The 14,923-nt window shown below is 67.7% G+C and carries 12 protein-coding genes; 7 read left to right on the forward strand and 5 right to left on the reverse strand.

Features of this window, described 5'->3' with window-relative positions:
- Positions 1 to 183: 183 nt before the first annotated feature.
- Both nucS and ON20_RS38555 read left to right on the forward strand, forming a co-directional pair.
- Positions 184 to 864: an endonuclease NucS gene (nucS, locus tag ON20_RS05490; RefSeq protein WP_040833859.1), complete on the forward strand. Its 681-nt coding sequence runs from the start codon at positions 184 to 186 to the stop codon at positions 862 to 864.
- 10 nt (positions 865 to 874) lie between these two features.
- Positions 875 to 1,192, forward strand: a complete 318-nt coding sequence (locus tag ON20_RS38555) for an Rv1322 family protein (RefSeq protein WP_040833860.1) — start codon at positions 875 to 877, stop codon at positions 1,190 to 1,192.
- A gap of 839 nt (positions 1,193 to 2,031) precedes the next feature.
- On the opposite strand, the gene ON20_RS05505 is transcribed toward ON20_RS38555, so the two are convergent.
- Together ON20_RS05505 and mce are read right to left on the reverse strand one after the other, a co-directional pair.
- The gene (locus ON20_RS05505) at positions 2,032 to 3,045 is read right to left on the reverse strand and encodes a coiled-coil domain-containing protein (protein ID WP_040833862.1); all 1,014 of its coding nucleotides are present in this window, start codon (positions 3,043 to 3,045) and stop codon (positions 2,032 to 2,034) included.
- Between the two features lie 86 nt (positions 3,046 to 3,131).
- Positions 3,132 to 3,605: a methylmalonyl-CoA epimerase gene (gene mce, locus ON20_RS05510; RefSeq protein WP_040833863.1), complete on the reverse strand. Its 474-nt coding sequence runs from the start codon at positions 3,603 to 3,605 to the stop codon at positions 3,132 to 3,134.
- A 414-nt stretch (positions 3,606 to 4,019) separates the two neighbouring features.
- On the opposite strand from mce, the gene ON20_RS05515 reads away from it, so the two are divergent.
- The 3 genes from ON20_RS05515 to ON20_RS05525 all read left to right on the forward strand — a co-directional run bounded on the left by ON20_RS05515 (position 4,020) and on the right by ON20_RS05525 (position 6,552).
- On the forward strand, positions 4,020 to 5,207 hold the full coding sequence (locus ON20_RS05515; RefSeq protein WP_040833864.1) for an acetyl-CoA C-acetyltransferase: 1,188 nt from the start codon (positions 4,020 to 4,022) through the stop codon (positions 5,205 to 5,207).
- Positions 5,208 to 5,258: 51 nt separating this feature from the next.
- On the forward strand, positions 5,259 to 5,651 hold the full coding sequence (locus ON20_RS05520; RefSeq protein WP_040833865.1) for a DUF3817 domain-containing protein: 393 nt from the start codon (positions 5,259 to 5,261) through the stop codon (positions 5,649 to 5,651).
- A 61-nt stretch (positions 5,652 to 5,712) separates the two neighbouring features.
- Complete coding sequence (locus tag ON20_RS05525) at positions 5,713 to 6,552, forward strand: tetratricopeptide repeat protein (protein WP_040833866.1); 840 nt, start codon at positions 5,713 to 5,715, stop codon at positions 6,550 to 6,552.
- A gap of 83 nt (positions 6,553 to 6,635) precedes the next feature.
- Here the strand turns inward: ON20_RS05525 and glgB are convergent, their stop codons facing one another.
- The 3 genes from glgB to ON20_RS05540 form a co-directional block, all read right to left on the reverse strand.
- Entirely contained in the window at positions 6,636 to 8,855 is a 2,220-nt protein-coding gene (gene glgB, locus ON20_RS05530) for a 1,4-alpha-glucan branching protein GlgB (protein WP_083864681.1), read from the reverse strand.
- A gap of 196 nt (positions 8,856 to 9,051) precedes the next feature.
- Positions 9,052 to 11,052, reverse strand: a complete 2,001-nt coding sequence (locus ON20_RS05535; protein ID WP_040833867.1) for a maltotransferase domain-containing protein — start codon at positions 11,050 to 11,052, stop codon at positions 9,052 to 9,054.
- A 50-nt stretch (positions 11,053 to 11,102) separates the two neighbouring features.
- Positions 11,103 to 11,696: a TetR/AcrR family transcriptional regulator gene (locus tag ON20_RS05540; protein ID WP_218002440.1), complete on the reverse strand. Its 594-nt coding sequence runs from the start codon at positions 11,694 to 11,696 to the stop codon at positions 11,103 to 11,105.
- A gap of 75 nt (positions 11,697 to 11,771) precedes the next feature.
- Between ON20_RS05540 and ON20_RS05545 the strand changes: the two genes are divergently transcribed.
- Together ON20_RS05545 and glgP are read left to right on the forward strand one after the other, a co-directional pair.
- A complete protein-coding gene (locus ON20_RS05545) occupies positions 11,772 to 12,266 on the forward strand; it encodes a VOC family protein (protein ID WP_306306816.1) in 495 nt (164 codons plus the stop codon).
- Between the two features lie 10 nt (positions 12,267 to 12,276).
- Positions 12,277 to 14,820, forward strand: a complete 2,544-nt coding sequence (gene glgP, locus ON20_RS05550) for an alpha-glucan family phosphorylase (RefSeq protein WP_174361855.1) — start codon at positions 12,277 to 12,279, stop codon at positions 14,818 to 14,820.
- Positions 14,821 to 14,923 lie beyond the last annotated feature (103 nt).

Here is a 14,923-nt window from a genome sequence, read left to right on the forward strand (position 1 = left end):
CCCTCGAGGGGGCCCATGATTATGGGCCCCCTCGAGGCGTTTCTGCGGTACATCGTTTCGGCGGGAACAGATTTCGGTTCGTTGAAACACCACGTGTTGCAGGGTGTTCCGTCTCTGTCGACGGTTCGCCGGGTGCTGCCGGCCGGATGAGCGGCTTTCGGGGCAGGGCCTAGACTTTCCCGGGTGCGCCTTGTGATAGCTCGCTGTCAGGTCGACTATGTCGGGCGGCTGACCGCCCATCTGCCCATGGCTCGCCGACTGCTCATGATGAAAGCGGACGGCTCGGTGCTGGTGCACTCCGACGGTGGCTCCTACAAGCCGCTGAACTGGATGAGTCCACCGTGTTGGTTGACCGAAGCCGCCTCGGACGGTGATGAGGGGGAGCGGCTGTGGGTGGTCACCAACAAGACCGGTGAGGAACTGCGGATCCGGATCACGGAGGTCGAGCACGATACGAGCCATGAGCTCGGCGTGGATCCGGGGCTGGTGAAGGACGGGGTGGAGGCCCACCTGCAGGAGCTGTTGGCCGAGCATGTGCAGACCCTCGGACCCGGTTACACGCTGATTCGACGGGAGTATATGACGGCGATCGGGCCCGTCGATCTGCTGTGCCGGGACGCCGCAGGCGCCACCGTGGCGGTGGAGATCAAGCGGCGCGGCGAGATCGACGGTGTCGAACAGCTCACCCGCTATCTGGAGCTGCTCAATCGCGACCCGCTGTTGGCGCCGGTCGCCGGGGTGTTCGCGGCCCAGCAGATCAGGCCACAGGCGCGTACTCTCGCCGAGGATCGTGGGATCCGCTGCCTGACCCTGGATTACGACGCCCTACGCGGCACCGAGAGCAACGAATTCCGTCTCTTCTAAGCTTGGACATATGCCCCGCCGGAAACCACGCCCCCTGCGCAACCATACGCGTACCGTGCGGTCGAACGGAGGCCTGCCCGGTGATGGTGATGTGTTCGGGCGCACCGAGCCCGGTCCCGACGGAGTGGAGGCCTATAGGGTTCGTACCGTGCCGGGCGCGCGGGCGGTGAAGCTCTACCGTTGCCCCGGTTGCGATCACGAGATCGTGCCCGGTGTCGCCCATGTGGTCGCGTGGGCGGTCGACGGTGGCGAGGACGATCGCCGGCACTGGCATCGCGGCTGCTGGAACAGCCGACACACACGAGGGATCACTCGACGCTGGTCGTGACCGGAGGAGCATCCATGCGGACTCCAATCGAACCCCGAATCGTCGCCGCGGTGTTCGGTCTTCTCGGACCGGAATCGCTGACCGAGGCGGCCGGTAGCATTACTGTCCCGATCCGGTTCCCGGTCCAATCCGACGAGCCGGCGGGCCCGCACTTCGGTACCGGATTGTTCGACGCCTTCGCCTCGAGCGCCAAGACGCTGCACACGAACCCCGCCGCGCATTACCGGGGTCGGCCGTTCGGGTTCGACAGTTCGGCTCGGTTCTTCTTCGAAGGTTTCGGCAGGCCACCGGCCCGACGTGCCGACATCGCTGCCGCCTCTCGACAGCTCTTTCGGACTTTGATCGGCGTGACGGCTCGCCGGCCGGTCGGCACCGCTCGCGAACACCGCCACACGGAAAAGCCCTCCGCCGATCAGCGGTCTCGTCGCAAACGCCCCAGGCCGGCGTGCCCTGGGCACCCGCGTCCGGTTCCGATGACGCGCCTCTGGTACCGATAGGTCACACCGGCGGCCTGCGCAAGGGAACACCGGGATCCCGGCTCGTGGCCACCACTACGTGGCCGTTATGGATTCGCTCTGGCCGTTATCGACGCGCCTGGACACAACGACCGGCCGCGAAACGCACGGGACCAAGGGTGGGTTGCCGCCCTCCCGCAGGCCGGGGCAGGCGAGCCGATCGATCGGATCGTCGCCGTAACCCTCGGAGGGGCATCGTATGACACCTGATACCGCCACATCACCTCGGCCGCACCGGGCATTCGTGGTCGGGTACGGGAAAGGCCGCCCCCGCGGGGGCGGCCTTCCGCGTGCTACTTGTCGCCGTTCGACCCCGACGACCTGTCAGTTGCCGATATTTGCGTTCTCGCGCTCTTTTTCGATGAACTCGTTCTCGCCCTCGGACGCGCCTTCGGAGATCGCCCTCTGGTTCGGTCCGGAGACGGACTTGGTGCCGTTGTTGCCGATGGACTTGCGCGGCTGCGGTTCCGGCACACCGTCGAGCAGTTCGCTCTCCCGGTTGACCGCCGCCAGCATGGCGGGCACCGAATCGAGCTGACCGCGAATACCGAGCAGCTGGGCCAGCACGCGACCGCGCAGTACCCGCATCTCCTCGGCCAGTTCTTTGGCGTGCGCGATCTTGCGCTCCGCGGTCTGGGTGGCGGAGGTGATGAGGCGGTTGGCCTCGTCGGTGGCATCCTTGATGCGCTGGGCGGCCTCCGCACGGCTGGTGGCCTCGAGCTCCTCCATGGCGCGGGTGAGCTTGTTGCGGCGTTCGGCCATGGTGGCCTCGAAGTCCTGCTGGTTGGCCTTGCGCTTGGCCTCGGACTCCTTGGTCAGCCGGTCGGCCTCGGCCTGGGCGGCTTCGACGATCTTCGCGGATTCGGTGCGGGCCTTGGCGATCGTCTGCTCGTATTCGACCTCGAGCGCTTCACGCTTCTCCTTGGTTTCCGCGAGCAGCGACTCGTACTTGCCGCGCATCTCCGCGGCCTGCTGTTCGGCGATGGACACCATTTCGGCGGCCTCGGCCTGGGCGAGCGCGCGCACCTCGGACGCCTCGTCGGAGGCCAGGCGCAACATGCGGGAGATGCGGTCGCTCATGCCCTCCGCGGTGGTCGGCGGCACGGACAGCCGGTCGACCTCCTTGCGGAGTTCATCGATCTCGTCGCGGGCATCCTCCAGTTGGGCCGCGAGGTTACGGGCCTGGGCCGCCGCCGCGTCACGGTCGGTGGCGGTGACCCTCAGTTCGGCATCGAAACGGTCGAAGTAATTGCGCACCTCGTCGGGCGCATAACCCTTGCGCACAATGGTGAAGGGCAGTGCAACGAAGCGATTGCGATCGGACTCGGGTGACGACATGGGCAACAAACTACAGCCTATGAACCGATGATGGTGACTCGACCGTGAATGTTATCGACTCGACTCCATCGAACCCGATCCCGGTACTAGTGCGTAACATTCGGATTCGGCTCGAGAATCTCCACCAGCACACCCCCGGCATCTTTGGGGTGAACGAAGTTGATCCGGGACTCGGCAGTGCCGCGACGTGGGGAATCGTAGAGCAGCCGTAGGCCGCGACCACGGAGAAACGCCGAAACGGCCTCGATATCGGTGACCCGGTAGGCCAACTGTTGCAGGCCCGGGCCATTGCGGTCGATGAACTTCGCGATAGTGGACGTTTTGTCAAGGGGGGCCAGCAACTGCAGAGCAGTCGAGTCGTCGTCGGCGGCCGGGCAGGACAGCATGGCCTCCTGCACCCCCTGTTCCTCGTTGACCTCGCGGTGGGTTTCCACCATGCCGAGATTTTCGGCGTACCAGGCCACGGCGGCGTCCAGATCGGGGACGGCGATACCGACATGGTCTACGGCGACAACGTAGTCGGCGGGGATGAATTCGGAGGACGGGGTAGCGGTGCTCACCCTTCGAAAGTAGCGCGTATCGGTGGGATCGTCGCAGGTGCCGTCCCGATTCGAAGCGAACCGAGGGCGGATGCCCTCAAATATTCGCGGGTGATCTGCGCATACCTCCGTGCCGGGCCGGTCGCGACCACAAGCTACCGTGGAGTAGACCGCATGGCCGCGTCGCTTCCGAGTGCGCGTGTCGGTGGTCGGGTTCGGACACGGTCGGGCCACCACCCCGTCCCGCCGAGAGGGACATCGAAGACATCTTCACGGACCGCTCACCTCAGAGGTCGGGGCCCGGCCCGGGTCCGGACCGACCGGAGCGACGTCGCGTCGGCGGCGGCGCGAAGGGAGGGAAGACCCGGGGTCACGAGGGCCCCGACCCGCGCCGCCGGGAGGCGGCGCAATCAGATACAGAATGCGAGGCTTGTCGTGACCAACTCCGTGATCGTTTCCGGTGCGCGTACTCCGGTCGGCCGACTGCTGGGCGGCCTGAAGGATTTCAGCGGCTCGGATCTGGGCGGTTTCGCGATCAAGGCGGCGCTGGAGAAGGGCGGGGTCCGGCCCGATCAGGTCGACTACGTGATCCTGGGCCAGGTGCTGACCGCGGGCGCGGGCCAGATCCCGGCCCGGCAGGCGGCGGTGGCGGCCGGTATCCCGATGGATGTGCCCGCGCTCACCGTGAACAAGGTGTGCCTGTCCGGTATCAATGCCATCGCGCTGGCGGACCAGCTGATCCGCGCCGGGGAATACGACGTCGTGGTCGCGGGCGGTCAGGAGTCGATGAGCCGGGCCCCGCATATGCTCGAGAAAAGCCGTGAGGGCTTCAAATACGGCGATGTGACGCTGCGTGACCACATGGCCTACGACGGGCTACACGATGTGTTCACCGACCAGGCGATGGGGCTGCTGACCGAACAGCGCAACGACTCCGAAACGATCTCCCGACAGGAGCAGGACGCCTTCGCTGCAGCCTCGCATCAGCGCGCCGCCGCGGCGTGGAAGAACGGTCTGTTCGACGACGAGGTGGTGCCGGTATCGGTGCCGCAGCGCAAGGGCGAGCCGATCGTGGTGAGTACCGACGAGGGCATCCGCGCCGACACCACCGTCGAATCGCTGGCCAAACTGCGCCCCTCGTTCCGCCCCGACGGCACCATTACCGCGGGCTCGGCCTCGCAGATCTCCGACGGTGCCGCGGCGGTCGTGGTGATGAGCAAGACCAAGGCCGAGGAGATGGGCCTGAACTGGATCGCCGAGATCGGCCCCGCCGGCGTTGTGGCCGGGCCGGATTCGACACTGCAGGACCAGCCCGCCAACGCCATCGTCAAGGCCTGCGCCAAGGCCGGTATCGAACCGGCCGAGCTGGACCTGGTGGAGATCAACGAGGCGTTCGCGGCCGTCGGTATCGCCTCCACCCGGAAGCTGGGGATCGATCCGGAGAAGGTGAATGTCAATGGGGGCGCCATCGCGATCGGCCACCCGCTCGGCATGTCCGGGGCCCGGATCGTGCTGCATCTGGCGCTGGAGCTGAAGCGGCGCGGCGGAGGTGTCGGCGCGGCGGCGCTGTGCGGCGGTGGCGGCCAGGGCGATGCGCTGATCCTGCGCGTTCCGTCGGTCTGACGGAACGGGTGTGATGCTTTCAACTACGTATTGTCGTAGTTATTGTGCAGAATGGTCGACATGGGCAATGTCTTCGACCTGAGCACTGTCGCCAAGAGGTTCCGCTTCGTCGCGTTCCTGGAGGCGGTGTCATGGTTCTTCCTTCTCATCGGCATGGTGTGCAAGCGGCTTCCCGACCCGGTGACCTGGCCGGTGAAGGTGTTCGGGATGACCCACGGCGCGGCCTTCGTGGTCTTCGTGTTGGTGGCCCTGCTCGCCTGGCGGGAACTGGAATGGAGCACGAAGACACTGCTGCTGGCGCTGGGGTCGAGCATCCCGCCGTTCTGCACGGTGGTGTTCGAGCTCTGGGCGGTGCGCGCCGGGAAACTGGGCGAACTGAGCGCACCCGGTGCCGCCGAGCCGGAAACGGTCGCGGGTGCCGCGTCGGCCACGGTTTCGTCGTGACACACTAGATGCCGTGACTCGACCAGCAGCTCGCCGTCCATCGCCAGCCGTTGCCGCCGCCATGTCCGGGGCGGTGGATCTGTCCGGTCTGAAACAACCACCCGCCGGTGCGGCCGCCGCCGGTGACCACACGGTCACCGAGGCGGATTTCGAAACCAGGGTGCTGCGCCGCTCCATGCAGGTACCGGTGGTGGTGGCGCTGTACTCGCAGCGCAGCCCGGGCAGTATCGAGCTGATCGGACTGCTGGAGCGGCTGGTCGGCGAATCGAACGGCGCCTGGGACCTGGCCGCCGTCGAGGCCGAGAGCAATATGCGGATCGCGCAGGCGTTCGGCGTTCAAGGGATCCCCACGGTCATCGCCGTGGCCGCCGGTCAGCCACTGGCCGACTTCCAGGGCGCACAACCCGAACCGCAGGTGCGGCAGTGGCTGGCCGCGGTGGTGCAGGCCGTGGAGGGCAAACTCGAAGGCGGCGGGGAACCGCAAGAGAAGATCGATCCGCGGTTCGCCACGGCGGAGGCACTGCTCGAACAGGGAGACCTCGCGGGCGCGGCCTCCGCCTACGAATCCATCCTGTCCGCGGAACCGGGCAATACCGAAGCCAAGGCCGCGCTGCGGCAGGTGCAGTTCCTCGAGCGGGCCCAGAAGCTGCCCGATACGGCCGTCGCGACCGCGGACACGGACCCGGCGAATGTGGACGCCGCACTCGACGCCGCCGATGTGGAGTTGTTCCAGCAGCGTCCGGAAGCGGCGTTCGACCGGCTCATCGCGGTCGTCAAACGCACCGCCGGCGATGACCGCACCAAGGCGCGCACCCGGTTGCTGGAGCTGTTCGAACTGTTCGACCAGGCGGAGCCGTTTGTCGTTACCGCCCGACGCAAACTCGCCGCGGCGCTGTATTGACGGCGCCGCCTGGCGGCGGCGCGGGTCGGGGCCCTCATGACCCCGGGTCTTCTCTCTCCGCGCCGCCGCTGACGCGACGGCGCTCAGGCCGGTTCGGTCTCGGGGCGGGCTCCGGACGTATCCTCGTCGGCCGCGGCCGGAGGATCGGGTTCGTTCGGGGCGAGCCACACCGCGCTGAGCGGTCCCAGGGCCACGACCGTGGAGAACGGGTGACCCTGCCGGGGTTGGGGTTCGGTGTGGACGCCGAAGGGGTTGCCGGTGCCGGTTCCGCCATAGGGGGCGGCGTCGGTGTTGAGGAGTTCGGTCCAGTGGCCGGGGTGGGGAAGACCGATGCGGTAGCCGGGGTGGGGCGCGCCGGAGAAGTTGAAGAGGCAGGCGACGACGGAGCCGTCGGCGCCGTGGCGGAGAAAGGCCAGCACATTGGCGGCGCGGTCGTCGGCTTCGATCCAGGAATGGCCGCCCGGTGTGGTGTCGCGGCTCCACAGCGCCGGGTTCGCGCGGTAGGCGGCGTTCAGGTCGCGAACCAGGGTGCGCAGCCCGTGGTGGAGAGGGTTGTCGAGTTCGTGCCAGTCCAGGGCGCGCTCGTGTGACCATTCCCGGAACTGGCCGAACTCCTGGCCCATGAACAGCAGCTGTTTGCCCGGGTGGGCCCACATATAGGCGAGCAGGGCGCGGACGCCGCACGCCTTGTCGAATTCGTCGCCGGGCATGCGGGTCCACAGGGTGCCCTTGCCGTGCACCACTTCGTCGTGGCTGATGGGCAGCAGATAGTGTTCGCTCCAGGCGTAGGTGAGCGAGAAGGTGATCTCGTTGTGGTGCCAGGTGCGGTGGGCGGGGTCACGTCGCAGATACCCGAGGGTGTCGTGCATCCAGCCCATATTCCATTTCAGGGAGAAACCCAGGCCGCCCACCTCGGTGGCGCGGGTGACGCCGGGCCAGGTGGTGGATTCCTCGGCGATGGTCGGCACGCCGGGCCGGCGGCGGCGCAGGCCATCGTTGAGTTCGGTGAGGAAATCGACGGCCTCCAGGTTCTCCCGGCCGCCGTGGGCGTTGGGTTCCCAGCCGCCGGGTGGGCGCGAATAGTCCAGGTAGAGCATGGAGGCGACGGCGTCGACGCGGAGGCCGTCGATATGGAACTCCTCGATCCAGTAGTGAGCGTTGGCGCTCAGGAAGTTGCGGACCTCGTTGCGGCCGTAGTCGAAGATGTAGGTGCCCCAATCGGGGTGTTCGCCGCGGCGGGGGTCGGGATGCTCGTAGAGAGGGGTGCCGTCGAAGCGGGCCAGGGCCCATTCGTCGCGCGGAAAATGCGCCGGCACCCAGTCGAGGATGACGCCGATGCCCTGGCCGTGCAGATGGTCGACGAAGGCACGGAAATCGTCGGGGGTACCGTAGCGGGCGGTCGGCGCGTAATAGGAGGTGACCTGGTAGCCCCAGGAACCGCCGAACGGATGCTCGGCCACGGGGAGCAGCTCGACATGGGTGAACCCGAGCGAGCGGACGTATTCGGCGAGTTCCACCGCCAGCCGTCGATAGCCGAGGCCGGGACGCCACGAACCCGCGTGCACCTCGTAGATGCTCATCGGGGCGCGGGTCGGGTCGGTACGGGCGCGGGCGGCAAGCCACTCGTGGTCGGTCCACTCGAAGGTGCTCTCGGTGATCACGGACGCGGTGGCGGGCGGAAGTTCGGTGGCGAAGGCCAGGGGGTCGGCGTGGTCGGCCGTGCGTCCGTCGGCGCCGTGGACGCGATACTTGTAGCGGTGGCCCGGTGCGGCGTCGGGGACGAAGACCTCCCAGACACCGGAGCCGCCCAGCGACCGCATGGGGAAGGTACCGCCATGCCAGTCGTCGAAATCCCCGAAGACGGTGACACCGCGCGCGTTCGGAGCCCAGACCGCGAACGAGGTTCCGCCGACCTCACCGTCCAGGGTGGTGTAGCGGCGGGGGTGGGCGCCGAGAACCTGCCAGAGATGTTGGTGGGTGCCCTCCCCGATCAGGTGTAGGTCCAGCTCACCGAGGGTGGGCAGGAAGCGGTAGCCGTCGGCGCCGACGGTCACCCGCCCGCCCGGATGGGTGGTGACCACACGGTAGTCCATCAGATCCGGGTAGGGCAGGACCGCGGTGAACACACCGTGCTCGAGCGGTGCGAGTCGATGCTCGAGACCCCCGACTCGCACCGACACCGCTTCCGCTCGGGGGCGCAATACCCGTACCGCCGTGCCCTCGGGATGCGGATGCGCCCCCAGCACCGTATGAGGGTCGGGGTGCGTACCCGCGGCGAGCAATAGCAGGTCCCGACGCTTCACCGCCTTTTCCCATCGGTGGTCGACGTACTGCGGTCCTCCGACCCGGGCCCGTTCCGTCCCGACCTCGAGCCGACTCTGTGACGGCGGCGAGACGGTGTATGGGGAAGCCCTGGGCGGTGAGGACTTCGACAGCGTCGTAGGGAGGGAAGACCCGGGGTCACGAGGGCCCCGACCCGCGCCGCCGAAGGCGGCGCAATCAACACTGCCTCCGGTACGCGAGCTCGGCGCGACGGTGATGCGGTACCGGCGGCAGCGCGATGATGTGCGCTACCGCGCGGGCCGGGTCGAGGCGGACGTAATTCGTCTGGGCCCAGTGGTATTCCTCTCCGCTGATCTCGTCGTATACCACCGGATGGTCGTGCCATTCCCGGCCGATGGCGGGCAGGTCGAGGGAGAGCATGCCGTCCTCGGCGGAGAAGGGGTTGAGGTTCACCACCGTGAGGACGGCATCGCCGGTGGTCGGGTCGATTTTCGAATAGGCCAGCAGCGCGTCGTTGTCGACGTGGTGGAAGTGCAGACAGCGCAGTTGCCGCAGCGCGGGGTGATTGCGGCGGATTTCGTTGAGGCGGGTTATCCACGGCTCCAGGGATTCACCGCGGGCCAGGGCCTCGGCGAACGGCCGGGGGCGCAGCTCGTATTTCTCCGAGTTCAGGTACTCCTCGCTGCCCGGACGCACGGCCTGGTGTTCGAATAGTTCGAAACCGGAGTACACGCCCCAGCTCGGGCCCAGGGTGGCGGCCAGGACCGCGCGGATGGCGAACATGCCCGGACCGCCGTGCTGCAGGCTGCCGTGCAGGATGTCGGGGGTGTTGACGAACAGGTTGGGGCGTGCCTCATCGGCTTTGGCGGCCAGTTCCCGGCCGAATTCGGTGAGCTCCCATTTGTGGACCCGCCAGGTGAAGTAGGTGTAGGACTGGCCGAATCCGCGCCGGGCCAGCCCGTAGAGCCGGGCGGGGTGGGTGAAGGCCTCGGACAGGAAGATCACGTCCGGGTCGGTGCGATGTACGGCGGTGATCAGCCATTCCCAGAAATCCGGGGGCTTGGTGTGCGGGTTGTCGACCCGGAAGATCTTCACCCCTAGGCGGATCCAGTGCCGGACCACGCGCAGTACCTCGGCGTAGAGACCGTCGGGGTCGTTGTCGAAGTCGAGGGGGTAGATGTCCTGGTACTTCTTCGGCGGGTTCTCGGCGTAGGCGATCGTGCCGTCGGGGAGGGTGGTGAACCATTCCGGGTGTTCACGCACCCACGGATGGTCCGGGGCGCACTGCAGGGCGAGATCGAGGGCCACCTCGAGCCCCAGTCGGTCGGCGGTGGCGACAAAATCGACGAAATCGGCTTCGGCGCCCAGTTGCGGGTGGATGGCGTCGTGGCCGCCGTCGGCCGAGCCGATGGCCCAGGGGGAGCCGACATCGCCGGGTTCGGCGGTGAGGGCGTTGTTGCGGCCCTTGCGGTTCACCGTGCCGATGGGGTGGATCGGGGGCAGGTACACCACATCGAATCCCATGGCGGCGATACGCGGCAGTGCCGCGGCGGCGGTGGCGAAGGTGCCGTGTACCGGTTGTCCGTCGGCGTCCCATCCGCCGGTGGAGCGGGGGAAGAACTCGTACCAGGAGCCGAACAGCGCGCGGGTCCGTTCGACGTGGACGGTGTGTCGGGGGCCGCGGGCCACCTTGTCCCGCAGCGGGGTGGCGCGCAGAATCTCGGCGACATCGTCGGTGAAGGCGGGCGCCACCCGGGCATGCAGTTGATCGTCGCCGCGCAGCGCCGCCGCGACCGCCCGCAGGCGCTCGAACTGCTTTTTCGGCACTGCCAGTGCTGCCCGTTCGAACAGTCGCGCCCCGATCTCCAGATCGTTGGCCAGCTCCGCGGCGCCCTGTCCGACGGCCAGTTTCGCCTCCACCGCGGCCCGCCAGCCGGCGATCGGATCGCTCCAGCCTTCGATGCGGTACTGCCACAGGCCGGTGACCGTGGGGGTGAAGGTGGCATTGAAGACATCGGATTCGTAGTCCGGGTTCATCCGGATCCGCGTCACCCGAGACGAGCCGGGTGCGCGAACCGCCAGGGTGGCGCCGATCGCGCCGTGCCCTTCACCCCACACCACGGCACGCACCGGAAGGACCTCGCCCACGACGGCCTTGGCCGGCCGGTCTCCGGGGATGGAGGGGGCGGTGTCATCGATGGCGATGCGGCCGGTCACGCGACAACCGTACCGGCGTCGGTCCGTCGCCCGGGCGGGGCGTTCCGTGGTCAGATGTCGGTGCGTAGGGATTCGAGCATGCGGTGCAGCGCGGCGGTGGTGTCGGCCAGGGCGTTCGCGTTGTCGGTGCCGGCGAGCCACAGCGCGGCCTCGTTCATGGCGCCGGACAGCAGGTGGGCCAGCGGTTCGATCGGCTGTCGCGGGATGGAGCCGGCCGAGACCAGGAGTTCCAGTACTTCGCGCAGGTGGCGCGCGGAAGCCGCGGCGTCCATCGCGCGCCATGTATGCCAGCCGAGAACGGCGGGGCCGTCGATCAGCATGACCTGTTGGATCTCGGGGGCGGTGCATCCGGAGAGGAAGGCATCGCATCCGGCGAGTAATTGGGCCCACGGATCGGTATGGCGGTCGGCGGCCGTCGCGACCCGCTCGCCGACCTCGGCCTGGATCTGTTCCAGTACAGCGGCGAAGAGCGCGCTCTTGTTCTCGAAATGGTGGTACAGCGCGCCTTTCGTGACGCCCGCGGTCGCGACGATCTCGGCGAGGCCCACGGCGGCGTAGCCCTTCTCGGCGAACAACCGGCGCGCGGCGCGCAGCAGGGTGCGGCGGGTCTGTTCGCGTTGCTGGGATCGGACGGTTCCCGTCACGGCTCCTCCTCCCATTGACATACCCGTGGTATGCGAAATACGGTAACTCACATACCGATGGTATGCGAAAGGGGAATGATGAGACTGTCCGGCTTCTATCCGGTCATCGCCACAGCCGACCCCGCGCCGGTCCGCGACTTCTACACGCGCCTGTTCGGCTTCGAAGTGACCTTCGACGCGCAGTGGTACGTCAGCCTGCGCCGACCGGGCCCGCCCGACTACGAACTCGCCGTACTGGACTGCACCCACCCCACCCTCCCCGCGGACTACCGCGAACCGGTCCAGGGGCTGTTGCTGAACTTCGAGGTCGACGATGTCGACGCGGAATGGGAACGACTGGTCGTCCGGGGTGGACTGCCCGCAGTACAGGAACTGCGCTCGGAGGACTTCGGGCAGCGGCATTTCATCCTCGCGGATCCGGCGGGCGTACTCGTGGACGTGATCAGCGAGATCCCGCCCACCGCGGAGTACGCCGACTCCTACATCACCACCCGGGACCGACCCGGCCCACCGGCCGTTTCCCGCGAATGCCCCGGAGGCGCCGCCGACAGCGCATGGGACATGCCTTAGGGTTCGGCTGGTGAAGGCACTGCGTCGGTTCACCGTCCGCGCCCATCTGCCCGAACGCCTGACGGCGTTGGGCGAATTGTCGACCAATCTGCGCTGGTCCTGGCATGGTCCGACGCAGGATTTGTTCGCCGAACTCGATCCCGGGCTGTGGCGGGAGGTCGGGCACGATCCGGTGCGGATATTGGGGGAGGTGCCGCGGGAGCGGTTGGACGAGCTCGCCGCCGATCCTGGCTATACCGGGCGGGTGGATGCGGCGGCGGCCGACCTGCGGGACTATATGACGCGGCCGGGCGATCGTCCCGAGGGGTGGGAACGGGTGCAGGGAATCGCTTACTTCTCGATGGAGTTCGGGGTCACCGAGGTGCTGCCCAACTATTCGGGCGGGCTGGGCATCCTGGCCGGCGACCACCTCAAGGCCGCCTCGGATCTGGGGCTGCCGCTGATCGGGGTGGGGCTGCTGTACCGATCGGGGTATTTCCGGCAGTCGCTCACCGCGGACGGTTGGCAGGCCGAACACTATCCCGCTCTGGATCCGCAGGGATTGCCGTTGCGGCTGTTGACCGTAGACCGTTCGCCGGTGCTCATCCATGTCGCGATGCCGCAGCGGCGGGTATTGCGGGCCCGGGTGTGGATCACGCAGGTCGGGCGAGTGCCGCTGCTGTTGCTGGATTCGGATATCGCCGACAACGATCCGGAGCTGCGCGCGGTGACCGACCGGCTCTACGGCGGCGACCAGGACCATCGGATCGAACAGGAGATTCTCGCCGGGATCGGTGGGGTGCGCGCGGTTCGTGCCTATACGGCGGTGATGGGATTGCCCGAACCGGATGTGTTCCATATGAACGAGGGGCATGCCGGATTCCTGGGGCTGGAGCGGATGCGCGAATACATCGCGCGCGGGGTCGATATCGACACCGCGTTGGCGGCGGTGCGCGCCGGGACGGTGTTCACCACGCACACCCCGGTGCCCGCCGGGATCGACCGGTTCCCGGTCTCGCTCGTGCACCGCTATTTCGGCGGCGGGCACGGCGAGGAGGAGTCGGCGCTACTGCCGGGGATTCCGGTGGACCGGATCGTCGCGTTGGGACGTGAGGCCGATCCCTCGGTGTTCAATATGGCGCATATGGGGTTGCGGCTCGCACAGCGCGCCAACGGGGTATCGCGGTTGCACGGTGAGGTGAGCCGGTCGATGTTCGCCTCGCTGTGGCCGGGGTTCGACGCGGCGGAGGTGCCGATCGGCTCGGTCACCAATGGTGTGCACGCGCCGACCTGGGCCGCTCGGGAATGGGTCGGGCAGGCCGACACCGCGGATTGTTCGCCGATCTGGGCGCGGCTGCGTGATCTGGAACCGGAACGGCTGTGGTCGATCCGCAATCGCCTGCGCGCCGGCCTGGTGGACGAAGTGCGCCGCCGGCTGCGCGCGTCCTGGTTGCAGCGAGGTGCGGCGGCGTCCGAACTGGGCTGGGTGGACAAGGTTTTCGATCCGGATGTACTGACGATCGGCTTCGCGCGCCGGGTGCCCACCTACAAGCGGCTCACCCTCATGCTGCGCGATCCCGAACGGTTGCGGTCGCTGCTGTTGGACGAGCGGCGGCCGATCCAATTGGTGGTGGCGGGTAAGAGTCACCCCGCCGACGAGGGCGGGAAGGCGCTGATCCAGCAGGTGGTTCGATTCGCCGACGACCCCGCGGTGCGGCATCGGATCGTCTTCCTGCCCGATTACGACATATCCATGGCCCGCCATCTGTACTGGGGTTGTGATGTGTGGTTGAACAACCCGCTGCGCCCGTTGGAGGCCTGTGGGACCTCGGGCATGAAATCGGCGCTCAACGGCGGGCTGAATCTGTCCATTCGGGACGGATGGTGGGATGAGATGTTCGACGGCGAGAACGGGTGGGCGATTCCCAGCGCCGACGGTGTCACCGATGAGCACCGTCGCGATGATCTGGAGGCGTCAGCGCTCTATGACCTCGTGGAACGCACCGTCGCCCCGCATTTCTACGAGCGCGATGCGCAAGGTGTTCCGGGGCGCTGGGTGGAGATGGTGCGCCACACCCTGCACACCCTCGGCCCGCGGGTGCCGGCCGACCGGATGGTGCGCGAGTACGCCGTCGAGTACTACGCGCCGGCCGCCGCCGCGTTCCACCTGGCGGTCGAGGACGAATTCCGCGGTGCGCGAACGGTCGCGGAGTACCGGCGAAAGGTGGAGACCATCTGGCCCGGTGTACAGGTGGTGCGGGTCGACACCGCCGGCCTGCCGGACACCCCGGTGATCGGAGCGGTGATGACGGTAACGGCCCGCGTGGACCTGGCGGGTCTGGCGCCGGACGAGATCATCGTGCAGACCGTGCTGGGTCGGGTGTCGGCCGATGACGATCTGTTCGATATCAGCACCATTGATATGGCGCATACGGGGTCGGAAGCCGGTGTCGACCTGTTCACGGTCGACACCGCGGTGCCGTTGTCGGGCGCGGTCGGTTACACCGTGCGAGTGCTGCCGCGTCACGAACTGCTGGCCTCCGACGCCGAACTGGGGCTCGTGGTGAACGCCTGACCGACCCTGCCGGGCCGGTTGTGGCGCGGCCACGACCGTGTTGCCCGGTGAGTTGGGTCGGGTTCTCTTCGGTTACGGTCACCTGGAGTCCGTTTGCGATATT

This window comes from Nocardia brevicatena NBRC 12119, assembly GCF_000308495.1.
Taxonomy (GTDB): Bacteria; Actinomycetota; Actinomycetes; order Mycobacteriales; family Mycobacteriaceae; genus Nocardia; species Nocardia brevicatena.

Coding starts and splice junctions, on each gene's coding strand:
- ON20_RS05545 (WP_306306816.1), top strand. CDS start 11,772: ATGATGAGACTGTCCGGCTTCTATCCGGTCATCGCCACAGCCGACCCC.
- ON20_RS38555 (WP_040833860.1), top strand. CDS start 875: ATGCCCCGCCGGAAACCACGCCCCCTGCGCAACCATACGCGTACCGTG.
- ON20_RS05505 (WP_040833862.1), bottom strand. CDS start 3,045: ATGTCGTCACCCGAGTCCGATCGCAATCGCTTCGTTGCACTGCCCTTC.
- ON20_RS05525 (WP_040833866.1), top strand. CDS start 5,713: ATGTCCGGGGCGGTGGATCTGTCCGGTCTGAAACAACCACCCGCCGGT.
- ON20_RS05520 (WP_040833865.1), top strand. CDS start 5,259: ATGGTCGACATGGGCAATGTCTTCGACCTGAGCACTGTCGCCAAGAGG.